20 protein-coding genes are annotated in these 21,414 nt (G+C 70.8%); 18 read left to right on the top strand and 2 right to left on the bottom strand.

Features of this window, described 5'->3' with window-relative positions; translation table 11 throughout:
• The gene (locus OG738_RS08535; protein ID WP_329052659.1) at positions 1–924 is read right to left on the bottom strand and encodes a 1,4-dihydroxy-2-naphthoyl-CoA synthase; all 924 of its coding nucleotides are present in this window, start codon (positions 922–924) and stop codon (positions 1–3) included.
• Positions 925–975: 51 nt separating this feature from the next.
• Here OG738_RS08535 and menD point away from each other — a divergent pair, with 51 nt between their 5' ends.
• From menD to OG738_RS08520, 3 genes are all read left to right on the top strand, one after another.
• Positions 976–2,652 (top strand): 2-succinyl-5-enolpyruvyl-6-hydroxy-3-cyclohexene-1-carboxylic-acid synthase, encoded by a 1,677-nt coding sequence (gene menD / locus OG738_RS08530; protein ID WP_329052657.1) that lies wholly within the window; start codon positions 976–978, stop codon positions 2,650–2,652.
• A 134-nt stretch (positions 2,653–2,786) separates the two neighbouring features.
• On the top strand, positions 2,787–4,298 hold the full coding sequence (locus tag OG738_RS08525; RefSeq protein WP_329052656.1) for a M1 family metallopeptidase: 1,512 nt from the start codon (positions 2,787–2,789) through the stop codon (positions 4,296–4,298).
• Between the two features lie 22 nt (positions 4,299–4,320).
• On the top strand, positions 4,321–4,770 hold the full coding sequence (locus tag OG738_RS08520; RefSeq protein ID WP_329052655.1) for a DUF3592 domain-containing protein: 450 nt from the start codon (positions 4,321–4,323) through the stop codon (positions 4,768–4,770).
• Positions 4,771–4,987: 217 nt separating this feature from the next.
• On the opposite strand, the gene OG738_RS08515 is transcribed toward OG738_RS08520, so the two are convergent.
• Complete coding sequence (locus tag OG738_RS08515; RefSeq protein WP_329052653.1) at positions 4,988–5,824, bottom strand: inositol monophosphatase family protein; 837 nt, start codon at positions 5,822–5,824, stop codon at positions 4,988–4,990.
• Positions 5,825–6,001: 177 nt separating this feature from the next.
• Here OG738_RS08515 and OG738_RS08510 point away from each other — a divergent pair, with 177 nt between their 5' ends.
• The 15 genes from OG738_RS08510 (at position 6,002) to nuoK (ending at position 21,405) form a co-directional block, all read left to right on the top strand.
• A complete protein-coding gene (locus tag OG738_RS08510; protein ID WP_329052650.1) occupies positions 6,002–7,072 on the top strand; it encodes a glycosyltransferase family 4 protein in 1,071 nt (356 codons plus the stop codon).
• Between the two features lies 1 nt (position 7,073).
• Complete coding sequence (locus tag OG738_RS08505; RefSeq protein ID WP_329052648.1) at positions 7,074–8,177, top strand: glycosyltransferase; 1,104 nt, start codon at positions 7,074–7,076, stop codon at positions 8,175–8,177.
• A gap of 24 nt (positions 8,178–8,201) precedes the next feature.
• Positions 8,202–8,891: a demethylmenaquinone methyltransferase gene (locus OG738_RS08500; RefSeq protein WP_329052646.1), complete on the top strand. Its 690-nt coding sequence runs from the start codon at positions 8,202–8,204 to the stop codon at positions 8,889–8,891.
• A gap of 9 nt (positions 8,892–8,900) precedes the next feature.
• Positions 8,901–10,187, top strand: coding sequence for a geranylgeranyl reductase family protein (locus OG738_RS08495; protein ID WP_329052645.1), 1,287 nt, complete (start codon positions 8,901–8,903; stop codon positions 10,185–10,187).
• A 445-nt stretch (positions 10,188–10,632) separates the two neighbouring features.
• Positions 10,633–11,052, top strand: coding sequence for an NADH-quinone oxidoreductase subunit A (locus tag OG738_RS08490; protein ID WP_329052643.1), 420 nt, complete (start codon positions 10,633–10,635; stop codon positions 11,050–11,052).
• Between the two features lie 4 nt (positions 11,053–11,056).
• A complete protein-coding gene (locus OG738_RS08485; RefSeq protein WP_086678877.1) occupies positions 11,057–11,605 on the top strand; it encodes a NuoB/complex I 20 kDa subunit family protein in 549 nt (182 codons plus the stop codon).
• 4 nt (positions 11,606–11,609) lie between these two features.
• Positions 11,610–12,359: an NADH-quinone oxidoreductase subunit C gene (locus OG738_RS08480; RefSeq protein ID WP_329052641.1), complete on the top strand. Its 750-nt coding sequence runs from the start codon at positions 11,610–11,612 to the stop codon at positions 12,357–12,359.
• 36 nt (positions 12,360–12,395) lie between these two features.
• Positions 12,396–13,775: an NADH-quinone oxidoreductase subunit D gene (locus OG738_RS08475; protein ID WP_329052639.1), complete on the top strand. Its 1,380-nt coding sequence runs from the start codon at positions 12,396–12,398 to the stop codon at positions 13,773–13,775.
• Positions 13,772–14,629, top strand: a complete 858-nt coding sequence (gene nuoE, locus OG738_RS08470) for an NADH-quinone oxidoreductase subunit NuoE (protein WP_329052638.1) — start codon at positions 13,772–13,774, stop codon at positions 14,627–14,629. Before OG738_RS08475 ends, nuoE begins: the two co-directional genes overlap by 4 nt.
• On the top strand, positions 14,629–15,909 hold the full coding sequence (gene nuoF / locus OG738_RS08465) for an NADH-quinone oxidoreductase subunit NuoF (protein WP_329052637.1): 1,281 nt from the start codon (positions 14,629–14,631) through the stop codon (positions 15,907–15,909). Before nuoE ends, nuoF begins: the two co-directional genes overlap by 1 nt.
• Positions 15,906–18,380 (top strand): NADH-quinone oxidoreductase subunit G, encoded by a 2,475-nt coding sequence (locus tag OG738_RS08460; RefSeq protein ID WP_329052635.1) that lies wholly within the window; start codon positions 15,906–15,908, stop codon positions 18,378–18,380. The genes nuoF and OG738_RS08460 overlap by 4 nt, the downstream gene beginning before the upstream one ends.
• A complete protein-coding gene (nuoH, locus tag OG738_RS08455) occupies positions 18,377–19,735 on the top strand; it encodes an NADH-quinone oxidoreductase subunit NuoH (RefSeq protein WP_329052633.1) in 1,359 nt (452 codons plus the stop codon). The genes OG738_RS08460 and nuoH overlap by 4 nt, the downstream gene beginning before the upstream one ends.
• Complete coding sequence (gene nuoI, locus OG738_RS08450) at positions 19,722–20,258, top strand: NADH-quinone oxidoreductase subunit NuoI (protein WP_329052631.1); 537 nt, start codon at positions 19,722–19,724, stop codon at positions 20,256–20,258. Before nuoH ends, nuoI begins: the two co-directional genes overlap by 14 nt.
• Positions 20,255–21,109: an NADH-quinone oxidoreductase subunit J gene (locus OG738_RS08445; RefSeq protein ID WP_329052629.1), complete on the top strand. Its 855-nt coding sequence runs from the start codon at positions 20,255–20,257 to the stop codon at positions 21,107–21,109. Before nuoI ends, OG738_RS08445 begins: the two co-directional genes overlap by 4 nt.
• Complete coding sequence (gene nuoK / locus OG738_RS08440; RefSeq protein WP_329052628.1) at positions 21,106–21,405, top strand: NADH-quinone oxidoreductase subunit NuoK; 300 nt, start codon at positions 21,106–21,108, stop codon at positions 21,403–21,405. The genes OG738_RS08445 and nuoK overlap by 4 nt, the downstream gene beginning before the upstream one ends.
• The last annotated feature ends 9 nt before the right edge of the window (positions 21,406–21,414 follow it).

Raw genomic sequence — 21,414 nt, 5'->3', positions numbered from 1 at the left:
TCAGTAGTAATAGGGGACGTCCTTGAAGTCGGGGTCGCGCTTCTGGAGGAACGCGTCGCGGCCTTCGACGGCTTCGTCCTGCATGTACGCCAGCCGGGTGGTCTCGCCCGCGAACAGCTGCTGGCCGACCATGCCGTCGTCGGTGAGGTTGAACGCGTACTTGAGCATCCGCTGCGCCGTCGGTGACTTGCGGGTGATCTCCCACGCCCAGGTCAGGGCCTCTTTTTCCAGGTCGGCGTGCGGGACGACCGCGTTGACCGCGCCCATCCGGTGCATCTGCTCGGCGGAGTACTCGCGGCCGAGGAAGAAGATCTCCCGGGCGAACTTCTGCCCGACCATCTTGGCCAGGTAGGCCGAGCCGTAGCCGCCGTCGAACGAGCCGACGTCCGCGTCGGTCTGCTTGAACTTGGCGTGCTCGGCCGAGGCGAGGGTGAGATCGCACACCACGTGCAGGGAGTGCCCGCCGCCCGCGGCCCAGCCCGGCACGACCGCGATCACCGGTTTCGGCAGGAACCGGATCAGCCGCTGGACCTCGAGGATGTGCAGCCGGCCGGCCCGCGCGGGGTCCACCGTGTCGGAGGTCTCGCCGCTCGCGTACTGATACCCGGAACGTCCGCGAATACGCTGGTCACCACCGGAGCAGAACGCCCACCCGCCGTCCTTGGGCGAGGGGCCGTTGCCGGTGAGCAGGACGCAGCCGACGTCCGAGCTCATCCGGGCGTGGTCCAGCGCCCGGTAGAGCTCGTCGACGGTGTGCGGCCGGAAGGCGTTGCGGACCTCCGGACGGTCGAACGCGATGCGCACCACGCGTTTGCCGCCGCGGCTCTCGGCGGAACGGTGGTAGGTGATGTCGGTGAAGGCGAAACCTTCGACCTCGGTCCACGCGGCGGGGTCGAACAGCTCGGAAACTCGGGCGTCATCCACGTTTGGGAGAATAGAACCTGTGGACACTTCAGATCGCGACGGAGCCTGCCGGTGAACCCTTCCACCGCGCAGGCCAGGGTCATCGTCGACGAACTCGTCCGCAACACCGTCTCGCACGTCGTCCTCTGCCCGGGCTCCCGCAACGCGCCGCTGTCGATCGCGCTGTATGACGCGGCGGCGGCCGGGAAGCTCCAGCTCCACGTCCGCATCGACGAGCGCGGGGCCGCGTTCCTCGCCCTCGGCATCGCCGCCCGCACCGGCCGGCCGGTGGCCGTGCTCTGCACGTCCGGCACCGCGGCCGCCAACTTCCACCCGGCGGTGCTGGAGGCCGACCGCGCCGGCGTCCCGCTGATCGTCCTGACCGCCGACCGGCCGCCGGAGCTGCGCGCGGCGGGGGCGTCCCAGGTCATCGACCAGCACCAGCTCTACGGCGACGCCGCCCGCTACTTCGACGAGCTGGCCGTCGCCGAGCGGCGGGCCGGCCAGAACTCGTACTGGCGCAGCCAGATCTGCCGGGCGTGGAACGCCGCGTACGGCGAGTGGCGCTGCGGGCCGGTGCACCTGAACATCCCGTTCCGCGAGCCGCTCGTCCCGGACCTCGACGATGACGGCGAGTGGTACGAGTCGCTGGACGGCCGGCCCGACGGTTCCCGCTGGACCGAGCTGCCGGACTTCGGCGCATTGCCCTCGTTCGTGGTGCCTTCGGCGCGGCACGGCCTGGTGATCGCGTGCGACACCGGCGTCCAGGCGGCCAGCGAGTGGGCCGAGCAGCACGGCTGGCCGGTGGTGTCGGAGACAGGCGGACTGGGGCTGTCCGGCGGCACGGCGATCTCGTCCGGCGCGTGGCTGCTGGGCGTCGAGGAGTTCATCGCCAAGCACAAGCCGGAGCAGGTGCTGTGCCTCGGCCGGCCAACGGTGTTCCGGCAGATCCAGAAGGTCATTTCGGACCCGTCGGTCGAGGTCCTGCTGGTGCGCCCGGACTCGGACTGGCCGGCGCCCGCGCACAACGTCCGGCAGGTCGGGCAGTGGTTCGACGAGCCGACGAAGCCGGCCGACCCGGAGTGGCTGGCGAGCTGGCGCCGCGCCGACGCGGCGGCGTCGTCAGCGGTCACGGCGGTGCTGGACGCAGAGCCGTGGCCGTCGGGGCTGCGCCTGGCGTCCGAGCTGGTGGACGCGCTGCCGGCGGACTCGCTGCTGGTGGTCGGCTCGTCCAACCCGACGCGCGACGTGGCGCTGGCCGGCCGGCTGCGCCCGGACGTCCTGGTCCACCGCAACCGCGGGGTCGCGGGCATCGACGGAACGGTCTCGACGGCGATCGGCGCGGCGTACGTCCACCGCGGCCCGTCCTACGCGCTCCTGGGCGACCTGACGTTCCTGCACGACGCGTCGGGCCTGCTGACGGGCCCGGCGGAGCAGCGCCCGGACCTGACCATCGTGGTCTGCAACGACGACGGCGGCGGGATCTTTTCCCTGCTGGAGCAGGGCGCCCCGGAGCACTCGGCGAGCTTCGAGCGCGTGTTCGGGACGCCGCACGGGGCCGATCTGGGCGCGTTGTGCGCGGGGTACCGGGTGCCGCACGTGGTGGCCGAGACGCTGACGGAGTTCCGCGCGGCGTTGCGGCCGGCGCCGGGGCTGCGGGTCGTCGAGGTGCGGGTGGACCGCTCGCGGCACCGCGACCTGCACGGCCGCCTGCGGGCGGCGGTGTCCAGCGCGGTTTCGGCCGCCTGACCGGGGCAAACCGCCGCGTCAAGCGGTTTCCGATCTTGCTCCCAGTAGGCAAGAACCTTCCTTTGGCTGTACCTGGGCCCTCCTTGGCTGGCTACGTTCGAGCGCGCTGATCCTCACCCGTTGGAGGGATTCGAATGCGTGCAAGAACTCGCACCGGCCTCGCCGCGCTCGCGGCCGGGGTCGCCTCGGTGCTGCTCGTGGGTACCGCCAGTGCGGCCCCGGCGCCCGGCGCGCCCGGTGTCGGTGACCCGTACTACCCGAACGCCGGCAACGGCGGCACGGACGTGCTGCACTACGACATCCGGCTGACCTACCAGCCGGCGACCGACGTGCTCGCGGGCACGACGACGCTGCTGCTCACCGCCACGCAGGACCTTTCGCGGTTCGACCTGGACTTCGCGCTCAAGGCGTCGAGCGTGCTGGTGAACAACCGGCCGGCGCAGTTCACGAACCAGACCGGCAACGGCGAGCTCGTCGTCACCCCGGCGCAGCCGCTGCTCAAGGGCCAGACCGCGACCGTCGTCGTCGCCTACTCGGACACGCCGTCGACCGAGACCGTCGACGGCCTCAACGCCTGGAAAAAGGGCTCCTTCGGTGCGCTCGGCGTCGACGAGCCGCAGAGCTCCGCCTGGTGGTTCCCGGCCAACGACCACCCGACCGACAAGGCGACCTACGACGTCTCCATCGAGGCGCCGGATGACAACGTTGCCGTCACCAACGGCACCCTGGTGCGCACGACGAAGAGCCGCGCCGGCTGGACCCGCTGGCAGTGGCGCAGCACCAAGCCGCAGGCGACCTACCTGACGTCGTTCATCGTCGGCAAGTACGAGCTGGACCAGTCGACCACCCCGGACGGCAAGCCGTTCATCACGGCGTACGGGTCGGACCTCGGCGACTCGCTGTACGCGGCGAAGGCCAGCGTCGAGCGGACGCCGGAGATCGACGCGTTCCTGGCGACGCAGTTCGGGCCGTACCCGTTCGAGGCCGAGGGCGGCGTCGTGACCAGCGGCATCACGTTCTCGCTGGAGAACCAGACCCGGCCGACGTACGGCGTCCGGAACTTCCGCGCGGGCTCCAACACGACGCTGATCGCGCACGAGAACGCCCACCAGTGGTTCGGCGACAACGTCTCGCTCGGCCGCTGGAGCGACATCTGGCTGAACGAGGGCTTCGCGTCCTACGCCGAGTGGCTGTGGTCGGAGCACGAGGGCGAGGGCACGGTCGCCGAGCTGGCCCAGTACACGTACGACTCGAACCCGGCCGACGGCGACCTGTGGAAGCTCGTCCCGGCCGACCCGGGCGCGGACAACCAGTTCGACAACGCCGTGTACGACCGCGGCGCGCTGACGCTGCAGGCGCTGCGGACGGCGGTCGGCGACGACGCGTTCTTCAAGATCCTGCAGGGCTGGCAGGCCCAGCGGGGCGGGTCGAACGGGCGGATCCTGGACTTCATCGCGCTGGCGGAGAAGATCTCGGGCAAGCCGCTGCACGACCTGTTCCAGACCTGGCTGTACACGGCGGGCAAGCCGGCGGTCGGCCCGAACGGCGCTGCCGCTTTCGCGGCGCGTACGGCGTCCGTGAAGCCGCAGTCGTACGACCAGATCCAGGCGAACCACCGGAATCTCGCCGCCGAACACGCGCACTGAGCGAGACCGCTACGCTCGCGGCGTGAGCACGAGAGGTGAGCGGGTGAGGCGCGTCGGGTGGTGGATCACCCTCGGCGTCGCCTCGCTCCTCACCGTGATGTGCGTGTGCCTCGTGTTCGCGGCGATCCGCAACGACGGCGCGATCACGTCCCAGATGGGCACGGCCAACGCGACGGTCGACTCGGTGGCGTTCGACCGCACGATCATCCACTTCGAAACCCCGGACGGCATCGTCCACAGCCCGGCGAACGGGGTGCTGTACCCGGACGGCCTGGCGGCGGGCCAGCTGGTCCGCATCGAGTACGACGCGTCCGACCCGGAGCTGGCCCGGGTGGCCGGCCGGTCGGCGGCGCTGACGCTGCTGCCGCTGGGGAGTTTCGTGTTCTTCACGTGGCTGGTGGCGGGGCCGGTGCTGTGGTGGATCCGGCGCGTGAACAAGCGCGCTGCGGTCCCAGCCACGTCCGCCGCGTGATCTCGTACTCGACCTCTCCCCGCTCGGCACCTTCGACGGGATCGTCGTAGTCCGCGGTCGAGGTGAACGCCCGCGCGAACGTGAGCCCGGCCGGTGAGGTAGCGCATCACCTCGGGGTCGGAGTCCATTTCGAGGTGTTCGTCGGCCGGGGCACGAGCGTGAGCCGAGGCGTGCGCAGCGTGGGCATGCCCCGATCCTCACCGCGCCCGCACCCCGATTAGCCCGCGTGGGCCGTCTCCTGCCACCACCCCAGCACTTCATCCGCCACCCCCGGCGCCGCGACCAGCAGGCCGTCGGTAGGCAACGCCGTGTCCTCCCCGTGCCGGTCCAGCACCACCGCCCCCGCCTCGATCGCCATCGCGACCGACCCAGCGACGTCCCATTCGTGGTAGCTGTGCAGCACCGCCGCCGCCGCGTGGCCCAGCGCCACCTGGGCGATCGACAACGCCGCCGAGCCCAGCACCCGCACCCCGGCGTGCGCCGCCGCGGCTCGCTCGATGAAGCCGCCCATTCCCGGCCATGGCCCGCGGCGGGCGAACTCCGTGCACACCAAAGCACCCGCCGTCACGCAGCGGTCCGTCAGCCGGACCGGCTTGCCGTTCGCGCGGGCCCCTCGTCCGCGCGCGGCCGCGTAGATCTGGGCCCGGTACGGGTCCGCCACCACGCCCACCACCGGTCCCGCCGCGTCGACCAGGGCCAGGCTGTACGCGCACCACGGCACGCCAGCCACGTAGTTCGCCGTGCCGTCGACCGAGTCGACCACCCAGCGGTACTCGGCGACGTCCGCGCCGTGGTCGGCGCCGAACTCGTGGCCCACCACCGGGATGCCCGGGAACTCCGCCGTCAGGACGCGCCGGGTGTGGCGCTCCAGGATCCGGTCGGTGTCGGTGACCCAGTCGAACGGCGAATCCAGGGTGGCCGGGTGGGCGCCGCGGCCGGCGGTCGCGGTGATCACGTCGGTGGCGTCGTTGGCCAGCCGCCCGGCCACTTCGAGCGCCCTCGACAGCAGGCCGGGCTCGACGGGCCGCGGCGGCCGGGAGGACAAGAGGGTCATGCCTGCTTAGTCTGGGCCCCGCTGGTTTCCGGGACACGACCTTGAGATGACATGTCGTAGCCGATCTGTTCCGGCGCCGTTGGCCGCCGTGTCACGCGGTCGCCAGGATCGGGTGCGATCGTCCAAGACGTGCGAGTCGCCATAGTCACCGAAAGTTTCCTGCCCCAGGTGAACGGCGTGACCAACTCCGTCCTGCGGGTCGTCGAGCACCTGCGCGAACGCGCCCACGACGTGCTGATCATCGCCCCCGGGCCCGGCCCGGACTCCTACCGCGGCGCCCCGGTCGTCCGGATCCCCGCGCTGGACTTCCCCGGGGTCAACTCCCTGCCGATCGGCGTCCCGACGCGCACGGTGCTCAACGCGCTCGCCGCGTTCGGCCCGGACGTCGTCCACCTGGCCTCGCCGTTCGTGGTCGGCGCGCGCGGGCTGGCCGCGGCGCGGCGCCTGAGAGTGCCGTCCATCGCCGTCTACCAGACCGACATCGCCGGCTTCGCCGCCGCGTACGGCTTCGGCATCGGCGCGCGGGCCGCGTGGCGCTGGGTGCGTCGGCTGCACTCGCGGGCCGACCGGACGCTCGCGCCGTCCAGCGACTCGGTCGAGCAGCTGGAGCTGCACGGCGTCCCGCGCGTGCACCGCTGGGCGCGGGGCGTCGACATCGAACGGTTCTCCCCGGACCACGCCGACGCGGCGCTGCGGGCCGAGCTGGCGCCGGACGGCGAGCTGCTCGTCGGGTTCGTCGGGCGGCTGGCGCCCGAGAAGGAGGTCGACCGGCTGGCCGCGCTCGCCGGCATGCCGGGAGTCCGCGTGGTCGTCGTCGGCGACGGGCCCGAACTCGAAAACCTCAGGGAGCAGCTGCCCGGCGCCGCCTTCCTCGGCGCGAAGTACGGCGAAGAACTGTCGAAGGCGTACGCGAGCTTCGACGTCTTCGTCCACACCGGCCCGCACGAGACGTTCTGCCAGGCGGTGCAGGAGGCGATGGCCTCCGGGCTGCCGGTGCTCGCGCCGGCCGCGGGCGGCCCCAAGGACCTCGTCCTGCCCGGCCGCACCGGCTACCTGCTGCCCGCCGACCGCGCGCAGTTCGGCCCGGCGCTCGTCGAGAAGGTCGACGCCCTGCGCGACCCCGCGCTGCGGGCGCGGCTCGGCGAGAAGGCGCGCAAGGTCGTGCTGGGCCGCACCTGGCCCGCGGTCTGCCGCGAGCTGATGGGGCACTACGAAGCCGTGCAGGGCCGGGCCGCCCGCGCGGCCTGACATGCACATCGTCCAGCTCGCGAACTTCTACGGGCCGCGTTCGGGCGGGCTCCGCACGGCGCTGCACCACCTCGGCGCCGGGTACGTCGCGAGCGGCCACGAGGTGACGCTCGTGGTGCCCGGCACGCGCTACGCCGACGAGGTGCTGCCGACCGGCGTGCGCCGGTTCTCGCTGCCGGCGCCGAAGATCCCGGGCACCGGCGGCTACCGCGCCGTCGACCCGCACCGCGTCCGCGCGGTCCTGCGAAGACTCGAACCGGACCGGCTGGAGGTGTCGGACCGGTTGACGCTGCGGGGGATGGGTGGCTGGGCGCGGCGGCACGGCGTCCCGAGCACGGTCATCTCCCACGAGCGCCTCGACCGGCTGCTGGAGCAGTTCCTGCTGCCCGAGCCGGTGGCGCGCCGTGTCGCCGACGCCGCCAACCGGCGGATGGCCGCGAGCTACGACACGGTCGTCTGCACGACGGCGTTCGCGCGCGCCGAGTTCGACCGGATCGCCGCGCCGAACGTCCGCCGGGTGCCGCTCGGCGTCGACCTCGCGACGTTCCGGCCCACCATGCGCGACGACGGCTGGCGCACCGACCTCGCCGGGGGAGCGGACGCCCTGCTCGTCCACTGTGGACGGCTTTCGCCGGAGAAGCACGTGGAGCGCAGCGTGGACACGGTCGCGGAGCTGACCGAGGCAGGCGCGCGGGTCCGGCTGGTGGTGGCCGGCGACGGGCCGCGCCGCCGGGCCCTGGAGCGCCGCGCGCGGGGCCTGCCGGTGACGTTCCTGGGGTTCCTGTCCGGCCGCGGCGACGTCGCGCGGCTGCTGGCCAGCGCGGACGTCTCCCTGGCGCCCGGCCCCCACGAGACGTTCGGGCTCGCGGCGTTGGAGGCGCTGGCGTCGGGGACGCCGGTGGTGGTGTCGGCGTCGTCGGCGCTGCGGGAAATCGTGCGCCCCGGCTGCGGCGCGGCGGTGGACGACCACGCGCCCGCGTTCGCCACGGCGGTGACGAACCTCCTGGACAGCCCGGAGGAGGCCCGGCGCGCCGCGGCGCGAGCGAGGGCGGAGGAGTTCACCTGGCCCGCGGCGGTGGCCGGGATGCTGGCCACGTTCCGCTGAGGTCCGCGGACTAATCTCGAACCCATGTCACGCGCAAGCCTGGACAAGGACCCGCACGAGGTCGCCGCGATGTTCGACGGCGTCGCGTCCGGGTACGACCGGGCGAACTCGTTCATGACCTTCGGCTTCGACCGGCGCTGGCGCACCACCACCGCCCGCGTGCTCGACGCCCGCCGCGGCGAGAAGGTCCTGGACCTCGCCGCCGGCACCGGGGTGTCCACGGTCGAGTACGCCCGCGGGGGCGCCTGGTGCCTGGCCGCGGACTTCTCGTTCGGCATGCTGCGCGCCGGGCTGCACCGCAAGGTCCCGATGGTCGCGGCGGACGCGCTGAACCTGCCGTTCGCCGACGAGAGCTTCGACGCCGTGACGATCTCCCTCGCGCTGCGCAACTTCGTCGACCCGAAGGCGGCGCTCACCGAGATCGCGCGCGTGGTGAAACCGGGCGGCCGCCTGGTGATCTGCGAGGTCTCGACCCCGCCGTTCGCCCCGATCCGGTTCGTCCACCGGCGGTTCATGCTGAAGCTGCTCACCTGGGTCGGCAAGCGGACGTCGTCGAACCCCGAGGCCTACTCCTACCTGGCCGAATCCATGCTGACCTGGCCCGACCAGCGCACGCTCGGCGAGATCATCGCGAGCGCGGGCTGGACCGACGTCGAGTGGTTGAACCTCACATTCGGTGTCGTGGCGATCCACCGCGCGCGAAAGCCCGCATAAACTGCGGCCATGAGCCGTCGTAGCCCAGATCAAGACGCCGAAGTCATCGTCGTCGGCGCCGGACCCGCTGGGTCCACCGTGGCCACCTATCTGGCCCGCGCGGGCGTCGACGTGCTGCTGCTGGAGAAGACCGAGTTCCCCCGCGAGAAGGTCTGCGGCGACGGCCTGACCCCGCGTGGCGTCAAGCAGCTCATCGACCTGGGGATCGACACCAGCGAGGACGCCGGCTGGGTGCACAGCCGGGGCCTGCGGATCCTCACCGGCGATCTCACGCTGGAACTCGACTGGCCGGACCTGACGAGCTACCCGCCCTACGGCGTCTCGCGCACCCGCCACGACTTCGACGACCTCCTCGCGAAGCTCGCCGTGAAGGCGGGCGCGCGGCTGTACGAGCGCACCACCGTCACCAGCGCGATCACCAACGCGAGCGGGCGCGTGGTCGGCGTCGAGGCGAAGGTCGGCCCGGAGAAGACTCCGGTGCACTACCGCGCGCCGCTCGTCCTGGCCTGCGACGGCGTCTCCGCGCGGCTCGCGCTGAGCGTCGGCATCCAGAAGAACGAGAAGCGCCCGATGGGCGTCGCCGTGCGCCAGTACTACAAGAGCCCGCGCCACGACGACCCGTTCATCGAGGGCCACCTCGAGCTGTGGGACCGCTCCGACCCGCGCGACCCGAAGCTGCTGCCGGGCTACGGCTGGGCGTTCCCGCTCGGCGACGGCACGGTCAACGTCGGCCTCGGCATGCTCTCGACGTCGGCATCGTTCCGGAACACCGACTACCGCGCGCTGTTGCGCCAGTGGCTCGACGGGACGCCGGAGGAGTGGGGCTACCGCGAGGAGAACGCGATCGGCAAGGTCGGCGGCGCCGGCCTCCCGATGGGCTTCAACCGCACCCCGCACTACCGCGACGGCCTGCTGCTGCTGGGTGACGCGGGCGGCATGGTCAGCCCGTTCAACGGCGAGGGCATCTCGGCGGCGATGGAGTCCGCGCAGATCGCCGCGGAGGTCGTCGTGCAGGCGCTGGCGCGGCGCGAAGGGCCTTCGCGGGAGCGGGCGCTGGAGGCGTACCCGCGCGCGGTCGGCGAGCTGATGGGCGGCTACTACCGGCTGGGCAACGTCTTCGCGCGGATCATCGGCAAGCCGAAGATCATGCACGCCTGCACCAAATACGGGCTGCGCATCAACAAGCTCCTGCCGCTGGTCTACAAGGGCCTCTCGGGCTGCTACGACGCCAAGGGCGGCGACGGCGTCGACCGCCTGATCTCGGCGCTGGCGCGGGTTACGCCCACCCCGCGCTGACCCGCGCCCGGGCGCGCGGACACACGAGTGGCCTAACAAGTTGGCCGTACGGCCAGTGGGATAGCTCACACGTCGACGTCCGGATTGTCCGGCCGCGAAGCGATCTTGAACGGTCTTCGCGCAGGTCGCGCGCACGCCGCCACAAAGCCGTGACAACGTTGGCGGCTGAACTTAGGGCACCCTCATAACATGGGGGCCTAGGGACAAGAATGTGAGTCGCGTCCTACACTCCCCCCATGCTTTGTGAATCCCTTCACATCCGCGACGAGTGGCTTGTGAACTATTTCACAAGCACCACAGTGTTCTCCCTGCGGGTCCAGCCACGGGCCGTAAGGAGACCCTGACCCTCGGCGGTGTGACCCAGGTCCCTTAGGGTGCCGACGAGGCCACGCGGTTCCCACCACAAGCACAACCGCATCGGCGCGGAAAGGATGGCGAAGACCCCGTGCTGACGTTGCTGACCCGGACCGACACGGTGCAGCTGGCGCAAGAGGCCCCGAGCCTGAAGCCCTACCTGCCCCTGGTCCTGTTGTTCGTGCTGGCGCTCGGCTTCGCCGTGCTGTCGGTCCTGCTGGGCCCGCTCGTCGGCCCCAGCCGCTACAACAAGGCCAAGCTCTCCGCCTACGAGTGCGGCATCGAGCCGTCCCCGCAGCCGCTCGTAGGCGCCGGGCGGATGCCGGTCGCGTACTACATCACCGCGATGCTGTTCATCCTGTTCGACATCGAGATGGTCTTCCTCTACCCGTTCGCCGTGCAGGCGAACGCGCTGGGCACGTTCGGCCTGGTGGAGATCCTGCTGTTCATCGCGACGGTCGGCTTCGCGTACGCCTACGTGTGGCGGCGCGGCGGCCTGGATTGGAACTAGACCCATGGGCCTCGAAGAGAAACTCCCCAACGGCATCCTGCTGGCCAGCCTCGAAGGCCTCGTCAACTGGGCGCGCAAGAACTCGCTCTGGCCCGCCACGTTCGGCCTCGCCTGCTGCGCGATCGAGATGATGACCGTCGGCGGGTCCCGCTACGACATCGCCCGCTTCGGCATGGAGCGCTTCAGCGCGACGCCGCGGCAGGCCGACCTGATGATCGTCGCCGGCCGGGTCACCCAGAAGATGGCTCCCGTCCTGCGCCAGATCTACGACCAGATGGCCGAGCCGCGCTGGGTGCTCGCGATGGGCGTCTGCGCCTCTTCCGGCGGCATGTTCAACAACTACGCGGTGGTCCAGGGCGTCGACCACATCGTGCCGGTCGACATGTACCTGCCGGGCTGCCCGCCGCGGCCGGAGATGCTGCTGGACGCGATCCTCAAGCTGCACGCCAAGATCCAGGACGAGCCGATCAACGCCCGCCGCGCCGCCATCCGCGCCGCCAGCGGGGCGCGCACCGAGCTCGTCGCGTCGTCGATCAAGTACGCGAAGAAGTAGAGCGATGACTGACACTCCAGAGACCGGCGGCGAGCAGTCCAGCGCCGATCGTCCCGAGGGCGGCCTCGAGCCGCAGGGCACCCGGCCCGCCGAACCGGTCGTCACCGGCCGCGAACGCCAGGGCATGTTCGGCGTCCACGGCACCGGCGACACCTCCGGCTACGGCGGTGTCCGGCTCCCGGCCTACAGCCCCGCGCCGGCCGAGCGCCCGTACGGCGGCTGGTTCGACCAGTTCGCCGACGAGTTCTACGCGGCCCTGTCCGACAACAAGATCCCCGCCGAGGCGATCCTGCAGACGACGGTCGACCGCGGCGAGATCACCTTCTACGTCGCCCGCGAGCAGCTGCCCGCGATCGCGAAGGTGCTGCGCGACGACGGCGGCCTCCGCTTCGAGCTGCTGTCCTCGGTGTCCGGCGTGGACTACGGCGTCGACGTCCCGCAGCGGTTGCACTCGGTGTACCACTTCACGTCGCTCACCTACCGCCGCCGCATCCGCCTCGAGGTCACCCTCGACATCGAGGACCCGCACGTGCCGTCGCTGGTCGGGCTCTACCCGACCGCCGACTGGCAGGAGCGGGAGACCTGGGACATGTTCGGCATCGTCTACGACGGTCACCCGGCCCTGACCCGGATCCTCATGCCGGACGACTGGGACGGCCACCCCCAGCGCAAGGACTACCCGCTCGGCGGGATCCCGGTCGAATACAAGGGCGCGGAGATCCCGCCGCCGGACCAGCGGAGGTCGTACTCGTGAGCACCCGCCGACGTACTCCTTCCCGCGGAGGCGAAATTGAGCACTGAGAACCTTTCCGACGTCACCACCGGGACGGACACGAGCGCGCCGGGCAGCGACAGCACCGACGACGTCAACTACGCCGATTCCCGTGACACCACCGAAGGCCGCGTCTACTCGGTCTCCGGCGGCGACTGGGACGACGTCATCGCCGATGCGGCGCACGACGAGCGCATGGTCATCAACATGGGCCCGCAGCACCCGTCGACGCACGGCGTGCTCCGGCTCGTGCTGGAGATGGAGGGCGAGACCGTCACGCAGCTGCGGTCGGTCATCGGCTACCTGCACACCGGCATCGAGAAGAACTGCGAGTACCGGACCTGGACCCAGGGCGTCACGTTCGTGACGCGGATGGACTACCTGGCCCCCCTTTCGACGGAGATGGCGTACTGCCTCGGCGTCGAGAAGCTGCTGCAGATCGAGGCCCCGCGCCGCGCGCAGCTGCTGCGCGTGATGCTGCTGGAGATCAACCGGATCGGCTCGCACCTGGTCTACATCGCCACCGGCGGCATGGAGCTGGGCGCCACCACCGCGATGACGCTCGGCTTCCGCGAGCGCGAGGTCGTCCTGCACCTGCTGGAGCACCTCACCGGCCTGCGGATGAACCACGCGTTCATCCGCCCCGGCGGCCTCGCGCAGGACATGCCCGAGGACTACCGCGAGAAGGTCACCGAGTTCGTCCACACGATGAAGCAGCGCCTTCCGCTGTACGACAAGCTCTTCACCGGGCAGCCCATCTGGCGCAACCGGCTCAAGGGCGTCGGGTACCTGCCGGTCGACGCGTGCCTCGCGCTCGGCGTCACCGGCCCGGTGCTGCGGTCCGCGGGCCTGCCGTGGGACCTGCGCAAGACCGAGCCGTACTCCTGCTACGACGAGTTCGACTTCGACGTGCCGGTCGACAACGGCGCCGACTGCTGGTCGCGCTACCTGATCCGGGTGCACGAGATGCACGAGAGCCTCAAGATCATCGAGCAGTGCCTGGAGAAGCTCGAGCCGGGCCCGGTCATGGTCGAGGACAAGAAGGTCGCCTGGCCCGCGCAGCTGTCGATCGGCAGCGACGGCATGGGCAACTCGCTCGAGCACGTCAAGAAGATCATGGGCCAGTCGATGGAGTCCCTGATCCACCACTTCAAGCTGGTCACCGAGGGCTTCAAGGTGCCGGCCGGGCAGGTCTACACCTCGGTCGAGTCGCCGCGTGGCGAGCTCAGCGCGCACCTGGTGTCCGACGGCGGCACGCGGCCGCTGCGGGTCCACGTGCGCGAACCGAGCTTCGTGAACCTGCAGTCGATGCCCGCCATGGCCGAAGGCGGCCTGGTCGCGGACGTGATCGCCGCGATCGCCTCGATCGACCCCGTGATGGGGGGAGTGGACCGATGAGCTCAGCTGTTCCCGAACCGGGCCCGAAGGACGCCGTGACGACGCACGTGGCGGCCGGGCCGGACGTCGACGTCGTGGCCATCGCGCCCGACCCCGAGGTCGCCGCCGGGATCATCGAAGACACGCCGCTGGAGGACATCTTCGACGACGGTGTCGTCGCCCGGGCGCAGGACCTGATCGCGCGCTACCCGGTGTCCCGCTCGGCGCTGCTGCCGATGCTGCACCTCGTGCAGTCGGTGCAGGGCTACGTCAGCCAGGAGGGCATCGCGTTCTGCGCGAAGCAGCTCGACCTGTCCGACGCCGAGGTCAGCGCGGTCGCGACGTTCTACACGATGTACAAGCGCAAGCCGTGCGGCGAGCACCTCGTGAGCGTCTGCACCAACACGCTCTGCGCGGCCATGGGCGGCGACGTGATCTACAAGACGCTCCAGACGCACCTCGGGTCCGAGACGGAACCGCTGGGGCACAACGAAACCGCGGGTACGCCGAACGAGCCGGGCTCGATCACCCTCGAGCACGCCGAGTGCCTCGCGGCCTGCGACCTCGCGCCGGTCATCCAGGTCAACTACGAGTACTTCGACAACCAGACCGAGGAGAAGGCCGTCGCGCTGGTCGACGCGCTGCAGGCGGGCAAGCGCCCGGCCCCGACGCGCGGTGCCCCGCTGACGAACTTCAAGGGCGCCGAGCTGCAGCTCGCCGGGTTCTTCCCGGAGGACGAGCGGCAGTACCGCAAGGACGTCGATGGTCCTTCGCAGGCCGTCGAGACGCTGCGGGGTGCGAAGCTCGCGCAGGACCGCGGCTGGGTCGCCCCGGTCGCGCAGGACGTCCCTCTCCCAGAAGGGGAGAAGAAGTAATGGCCGATCCCATCACTCCGGTCCTCACGAAGCGCTGGCTGTCGCCGAACTCCTGGCAGATCGGGACGTACGAGGCGCTCGAGGGCTACACCGCCGTCCGCAAGGCACTGGCCGGGACGCCCGAGCAGCTCGTCCAGCTGGTCAAGGACTCCGGCCTGCGCGGCCGCGGCGGCGCGGGCTTCCCGGCCGGCGTCAAGTGGTCGTTCATGCCGCCGAACTTCGACAAGCCGCACTACCTGGTGATCAACGCCGACGAGGGCGAACCCGGGACGTGCAAGGACATCCCGCTGATGATGGCGGACCCGCACTCGCTCATCGAGGGCTGCATCATCGCCTCGTACGCGATGCGGTCCAACCACTGCTTCATCTACGTCCGCGGCGAGGCGCTGCACTGCATCCGCCGCCTCAACGCGGCCGTGCGCGAAGCCGAAGCGGCGGGCTACCTGGGTGAGAACATCCTCGGGTCCGGCTTCGACCTCAAGATCACCGTCCACGCGGGCGCGGGCGCGTACATCTGCGGCGAGGAGACGGCGCTGCTCGACTCCCTCGAAGGCCGTCGCGGCCAGCCGCGGCTCAAGCCGCCGTTCCCGGCCGCCGCGGGTCTGTACGCCGCGCCGACCACGGTCAACAACGTCGAGACCATCGCGAGCGCGCCGTTCATCGTGAACGGCGGCTCCAGCTGGTTCCGCGAGATGGGCCGCGAGAAGTCGCCCGGCCCGAAGATCTACTCGATCTCCGGCCACGTCGAGAAGCCCGGGCAGTACGAGTGCCCGCTCGGCACCACGCTGCGCGAGCTGCTCGAGCTGGCGGGCGGCATGAAGGACGGCGTCCCGCTCAAGTTCTGGACGCCGGGCGGTTCGTCCACCCCGATGTTCACCGCCGAGCACCTCGACGTTCCGCTGGACTTCGAAGGCGCGGCGGAAGCGGGCTCGATGCTGGGCACGACGGCCGTCCAGGTCTTCAACGAGACCGTGTCGGTGCCGTGGGCCGTGATGAAGTGGACGCAGTTCTACGAGCACGAGTCCTGCGGCAAGTGCACGCCGTGCCGCGAAGGCACGTACTGGCTGGCGCAGATCCTCGAGCGGATGGTCGAGGGCCACGGCACCGAGGAGGACATCGACACCCTCCTCGACGTCTGCGACAACATCCTCGGCCGGTCGTTCTGCGCCCTCGGCGACGGCGCGGTGTCGCCGATCCAGAGTGGCATCAAGTACTTCAGGGACGAGTTCCTCGCCCTGTGTGAAGCGAACAAGCGTGAACTGGTGGGAGCGCAGGCATGACGATCGCGCCCGACAAGCCCGAGACCAAAGAGACGCCGGTCCCCGAAGGCCACGTGAAGCTGGTCATCGACGGCGAAGAGGTCATCGCCCCCAAGGGCGAGCTCCTCATCCGCACGGCCGAACGCCTCGGCACGGTCATCCCGCGGTTCTGCGACCACCCGCTCCTCTCCCCGGCGGGCGCCTGCCGCCAGTGCCTGGTCGAGGTCGAGATGGGCGGCCGGCCGATGCCGAAGCCGCAGGCGTCCTGCACGATGACCGTCGCCGACGGCATGGTCGTCAAGACGCAGCTGACGTCGCCGGTCGCGGACAAGGCCCAGCAGGGTGTGATGGAGCTGCTGCTCATCAACCACCCGCTGGATTGCCCGATCTGCGACAAGGGCGGCGAGTGCCCGCTGCAGAACCAGGCGTTGGCCCACGGCCGCACGGAATCCCGGTTCGTCGACACCAAGCGGACGTTCCCGAAGCCGCTGCCGATCTCGACGCAGGTGCTGCTGGACCGCGAACGCTGCGTGCTCTGCCAGCGCTGCACCCGGTTCTCCAGCGAGATCGCCGGCGACCCGTTCATCGAGCTCCTCGAACGCGGCGCCCACCAGCAGATCGGCACCGCGGAGACGGCGGACGTCCTGGACCTGGCTTCCCGCACGACCAGCGGTCAGCCGTTCCAGTCCTACTTCTCCGGCAACGTCATCCAGATCTGCCCGGTCGGGGCCCTGACGAGCGCGGCCTACCGGTTCCGGTCCCGCCCGTTCGACCTGGTGTCCTCGCCGAGCGTCTGCGAGCACTGCTCGTCCGGTTGCGCCGAGCGCACCGACTTCCGGCGCGGCAAGGTCCAGCGCAAGCTGGCCGGCGACGACCCCGAGGTCAACGAGGAGTGGATCTGCGACAAGGGCCGCTTCGCCTTCCGCTACACCGGTGCCGAGGACCGCATCCGGCGGCCGCTGGTCCGCAACACCGAGACCGGTGAGCTGGAAGAGGCGTCCTGGACCGACGCGCTGCGCGCCGCCGCGGCCGGCCTCACCGAGGCCCGCTCCAACGGCGGCGTCGGCGTCCTGCCCGGCGGCCGGCTGACCGTCGAGGACGCCTACGCGTACTCGAAGTTCGCCCGCGTCGCCCTGCAGACCAACGACGTCGACTTCCGCGCCCGCCCGCACTCGGCCGAGGAACTGGCCTTCCTCACCTCGCACGTCGTGGGTGTGACGCCGGATTCCGGCGTCACCTTCGCCGAGATCGAGCGGGCTCGCACGGTCCTGTGCGTCGCGTTCGAGCCCGAGGACGAGGCGCCGATCGTGTTCCTGCGGCTGCGCAAGGCGGCCCGCAAGAACCGCACCCGGGTCGTCCACTTGGGACAGTGGACGACGTCGTCGGTGCGCAAGACGTTCGGCGAGCTGCTCGCCTGCGTCCCGGGTGCCGAGGCCGCCGCCATCGAAGGCATCGCCAAGCACGCGCCGGACCTCGACGAGGCCCTGAGCGGCGAAGGCGCTGTCGTCCTGGTCGGCGAGCGCGCCGCCCAGGTGCCTGGCCTGTTCTCCGCGCTGCACGACCTGGTGGAGCGCACCGGCGTCCGGCTCGCGTGGATCCCGCGCCGCGCCGGCGACCGCGGCGCGCTGGCCACCGGCTGCGTGCCGACGCTCCTGCCGGGCGGGCACCGGGTCGGCGACGACGCCGCTCGTGTCGCCGTCGAAAACGCCTGGGGCGTCCCGATCCCGGCCACGCCGGGCCGCGACACCACCGGCATCCTGCAGGCTGTTTCGGGCCGTGAGCTCGGCGGCCTGGTCGTCGGCGGCGTCGACCCGTTCGACCTGCCGGACCCGGACCTCGCGCTGCGCGCGCTGGACAACGCCGGCTTCGTCGTCAGCCTCGAACTCCGCCACAGCGCGGTGACCGAGCGCGCGGACGTCGTGCTCCCGGTGGCCGCGTCCGACGAGAAGGCGGGCAGCTACCTCAACTGGGAGGGTCGCACCCGCCCGTTCGACGTCACCCTCGAAGGCACCGGCGCCCTGCCGGACTGCCGGGTGCTCGACACGCTCGCCGTCGAGATGGACGCCGACCTGTTCACGCAGACGCCGGCCGCCGCCCGCGGCGACTTCGAGAAGCTCGCCCCGGCCTCGGCGCTGCGCTGGGGCAACGTCGACGCCGGGACCGGCGGCGCCACGGCCGCGCCGGGTGCCGGCCAGGCGGTCCTGTCGAGCTGGCGCCAGCTGATCGACAACGGGTCGCTGCAGGACGGCGAGCCGCACCTGAAGGGCACCCAGCGCACGCCGGTCGCGCGGCTGTCCGCGAAGACCGCCGAAGGACTGGGGACCACCGTGAAGGTGAGCACCGAACGCGGCGCGATCACGCTGCCGGTGGAGATCGCGGACCTGCCCGACGGCGTCGTGTGGCTGCCGGGCAACTCCGACGGCTCCGCCGTGTTCAAGACGCTCGGCGCCGGGCACGGCGCCGTCGTGAACCTCGCTGGAGGTGGGCAATGATCCCGCTGCTGACACAGGCGACCGACGCGGCCGTGGGCAGTGTGCCGGACGCGGCGACGAGGGCGGCGCTGCTGGCGGACGACCCGTTCTGGCTGATCCTGCTCAAGTGCGTGGTCATCCTGCTGATCGGGCCGATCATGACGATCTTCCTGATCGTCTGGGAGCGCAAGGCCGTCGGCCGGATGCAGAACCGGCCGGGCCCCAACCGGGTCGGCCCCGGCGGCTACCTGCAGTCCCTCGCGGACGCGATCAAGCTGCCGTTCAAGGAACAGATCATCCCGGACACCGCCGACCGCAAGGTGTACTTCCTCGCGCCGGTCATGTGCGTGGTGCCTTCGCTGATCGCGCTGTCGGCCATCCCGTTCGGGCCGGTGGTGTCGATCTTCGGTGAGAAGACCGTGCTCCAGCTGCTCGACCTGCCGGTCAGCGCGCTGGTGATCCTGGCCTGCTCGTCGATCGGCGTCTACGGCATCGTGCTCGCCGGCTGGTCGTCGGGCTCGCCGTACCCGCTGCTCGGCGGCATGCGCAGCGCGGCGCAGGTGATCTCCTACGAGATCGCGATGGGCCTCTCGATCGTCGCGGTGATCCTGCAGGCCGGGTCGCTGAACCTGGCCGACATCGTCGGCGCGCAGCACAAGGTGTGGTTCCTCGTGCTGATCCCGAGCTTCGTGATCTACCTGATCTCGATGGTCGGCGAGACCAACCGCGCCCCGTTCGACCTCCCCGAGGCCGAGTCGGAGCTGGTCGGCGGCTTCCACACCGAGTACAGCTCGATGAAGTTCGCGATGTTCTTCCTCGCCGAGTACGTCAACATGGTGATCGTCTCGGCGTTCGCGACCACGCTGTTCCTCGGCGGCTGGATGGCCCCGTGGCCGCTGTCGCTGATCGGGCACAACGTCCTCAACACCGGCTGGTGGCCGCTGCTGTGGTTCTTCGCGAAGATGTTCATCCTGCTGTTCGGGTTCATCTGGCTGCGTGGCACGCTGCCGCGTCTGCGCTACGACCAGTTCATGCGCCTGGGCTGGAAGGTCCTGGTCCCGCTGAACCTGGTGTGGATCGTCATGGTGACCTTCGCGAAGACGATCTCCTGGAACACCCCGGCCATCATCATCGCCGCGGTGGCGATCTTCATCGTCGTCGCGCTCTTCCTCTGGGTCCGCGCGGCGGGCCGCGAAGAGGAGAGCGAGACCGTGCCGGTGACCGGCGGCGGCTTCCCGGTCCCGCCGCTGGACCTCAAGGTCCCGCAGACCACCCCGCGTCAGAAGGCGTTGGCCAAGGCCGAGGCGAAGGCGGCCCGCCGCAAGCCGGCGGCCGTCGGCACCGCAAAGGAAGGAGCGCACGATGGTGGGCAGTAAGTCCTTTCTCGATCCAGTCCGGGGCTTCGGCGTCACGTTCGGGATGATGTTCAAGAAGGTCGCCACCGAGGAGTACCCGGAGGCCGGTGCGCCGGCCGCCCCGCGGTACCACGGCCGGCACCAGCTGAACCGCCACCCGGACGGCCTCGAGAAGTGCGTCGGCTGCGAGCTGTGCGCGTGGGCGTGCCCGGCGGACGCGATCTTCGTCGAGGGCGGTGACAACACCGAGGAGGCCCGCTACTCGCCGGGCGAGCGGTACGGCGCGGACTACCAGATCAACTACCTGCGCTGCATCGGCTGTGGCCTCTGCATCGAGGCGTGCCCGACGCGGTCGCTGACGATGATCAACTTCTACGAGCTGGCCGACGACGACCGCCAGCGGCTGATCTACACGAAGGAAGACCTCCTCGCGCCGCTGCTGCCCGGCATGGAGCAGCCGCCGCACCCGATGCGGCTCGGCGACAACGAGCAGGACTACTACGTGAACGGCCCCGAACTGGCACGCGGGGAGGGCATCAAGTGATCACCGCCCTCCTGGCCCAGGCCCCGACCGGTGCGGCCGCGGGCGTGTCCGTCGCCGAGGCCGTCGCCTTCTGGATCCTCGGCCCGCTCTCGCTGCTCGGCGCGCTCGGCATGATCTTCTCCCGCAACGCCGTGCACTCGGCGCTGTGGCTGGTCCTGACGATGCTGAGCCTGGGCGCGCTGTACATGATCCAGGCGGCGCCGTTCCTGGGCTTCACGCAGATCATCGTCTACACCGGCGCGATCATGATGCTGTTCCTGTTCGTGCTGATGCTGGTCGGCCGCGAAAGCTCCGACTCGGTCGTCGAGGTCCTGCGTGGACAGCGGCTCGCCGCGACGGTGCTCGGCATCGGGCTCGCCGCGCTGCTGGCGACCGGTGTCTACCGCGCGCTGGCCAACGTCACCCCGGCCACCCCGCTCGACGCGACGACGTCCGCGGGCGGCGGGCCGAAGGGCCTGGGCCGGCTGATCTTCACCGACTACCTGTTCCCGTTCGAGCTGACGTCGGCGCTGCTCATCACCGCCGCGGTCGGCGCGATGGTGCTGGCCTTCACCGACCGCCACGGCAAGGGCGGCAAGCAGACGCAGAAGGAACTGGTCGTCGCCCGCTTCCGCGGCGAGCACGACCGGCCCTCGCCGCTGCCCGGCCCGGGTGTCTTCGCCACCGCCAACTCGGTGGCGACGCCGGCGCTGCTGCCGGACGGCTCGATCGCGCCGGAGTCGCTCTCGGCGATCATCGAGTCCACCTCGGCGATCGAGCTGGCGAAGGAACGCAAGCTCGTGGCGGACGAAGGCCCGCACCCGGACGCGCACGCGCTGGTCGGCTCCGAAACCGAAGGGGAGCGGGAATGAGCCCGACGTACTACCTGCTGCTGTCGGCGCTGCTGTTCGCGCTCGGCGCGGTCGGCGTGCTGGTGCGGCGCAACGCGATCGTCGTGTTCATGTGCATCGAGCTGATGCTCAACGCCGTGAACCTGACGCTGGTCACCTTCGCCCGGATCAACGGCGGGCTCGACGGCCAGATCATGGCGTTCTTCGTCATGGTCGTCGCGGCCGCCGAGGTCGTGGTCGGCCTGGCGATCATCATGGCCATCTTCCGCACCCGGCGCTCGGCCTCGGTCGACGACACCAACCTGCTGAAGTACTAGGAGACACCG

Source organism: Amycolatopsis sp. NBC_01488 (assembly GCF_036227105.1).
Lineage (GTDB): Bacteria > Actinomycetota > Actinomycetes > Mycobacteriales > Pseudonocardiaceae > Amycolatopsis.
Note: the sequence above shows the minus strand (reverse complement) of the source record. Positions and strands in the feature narration are given on the sequence as shown.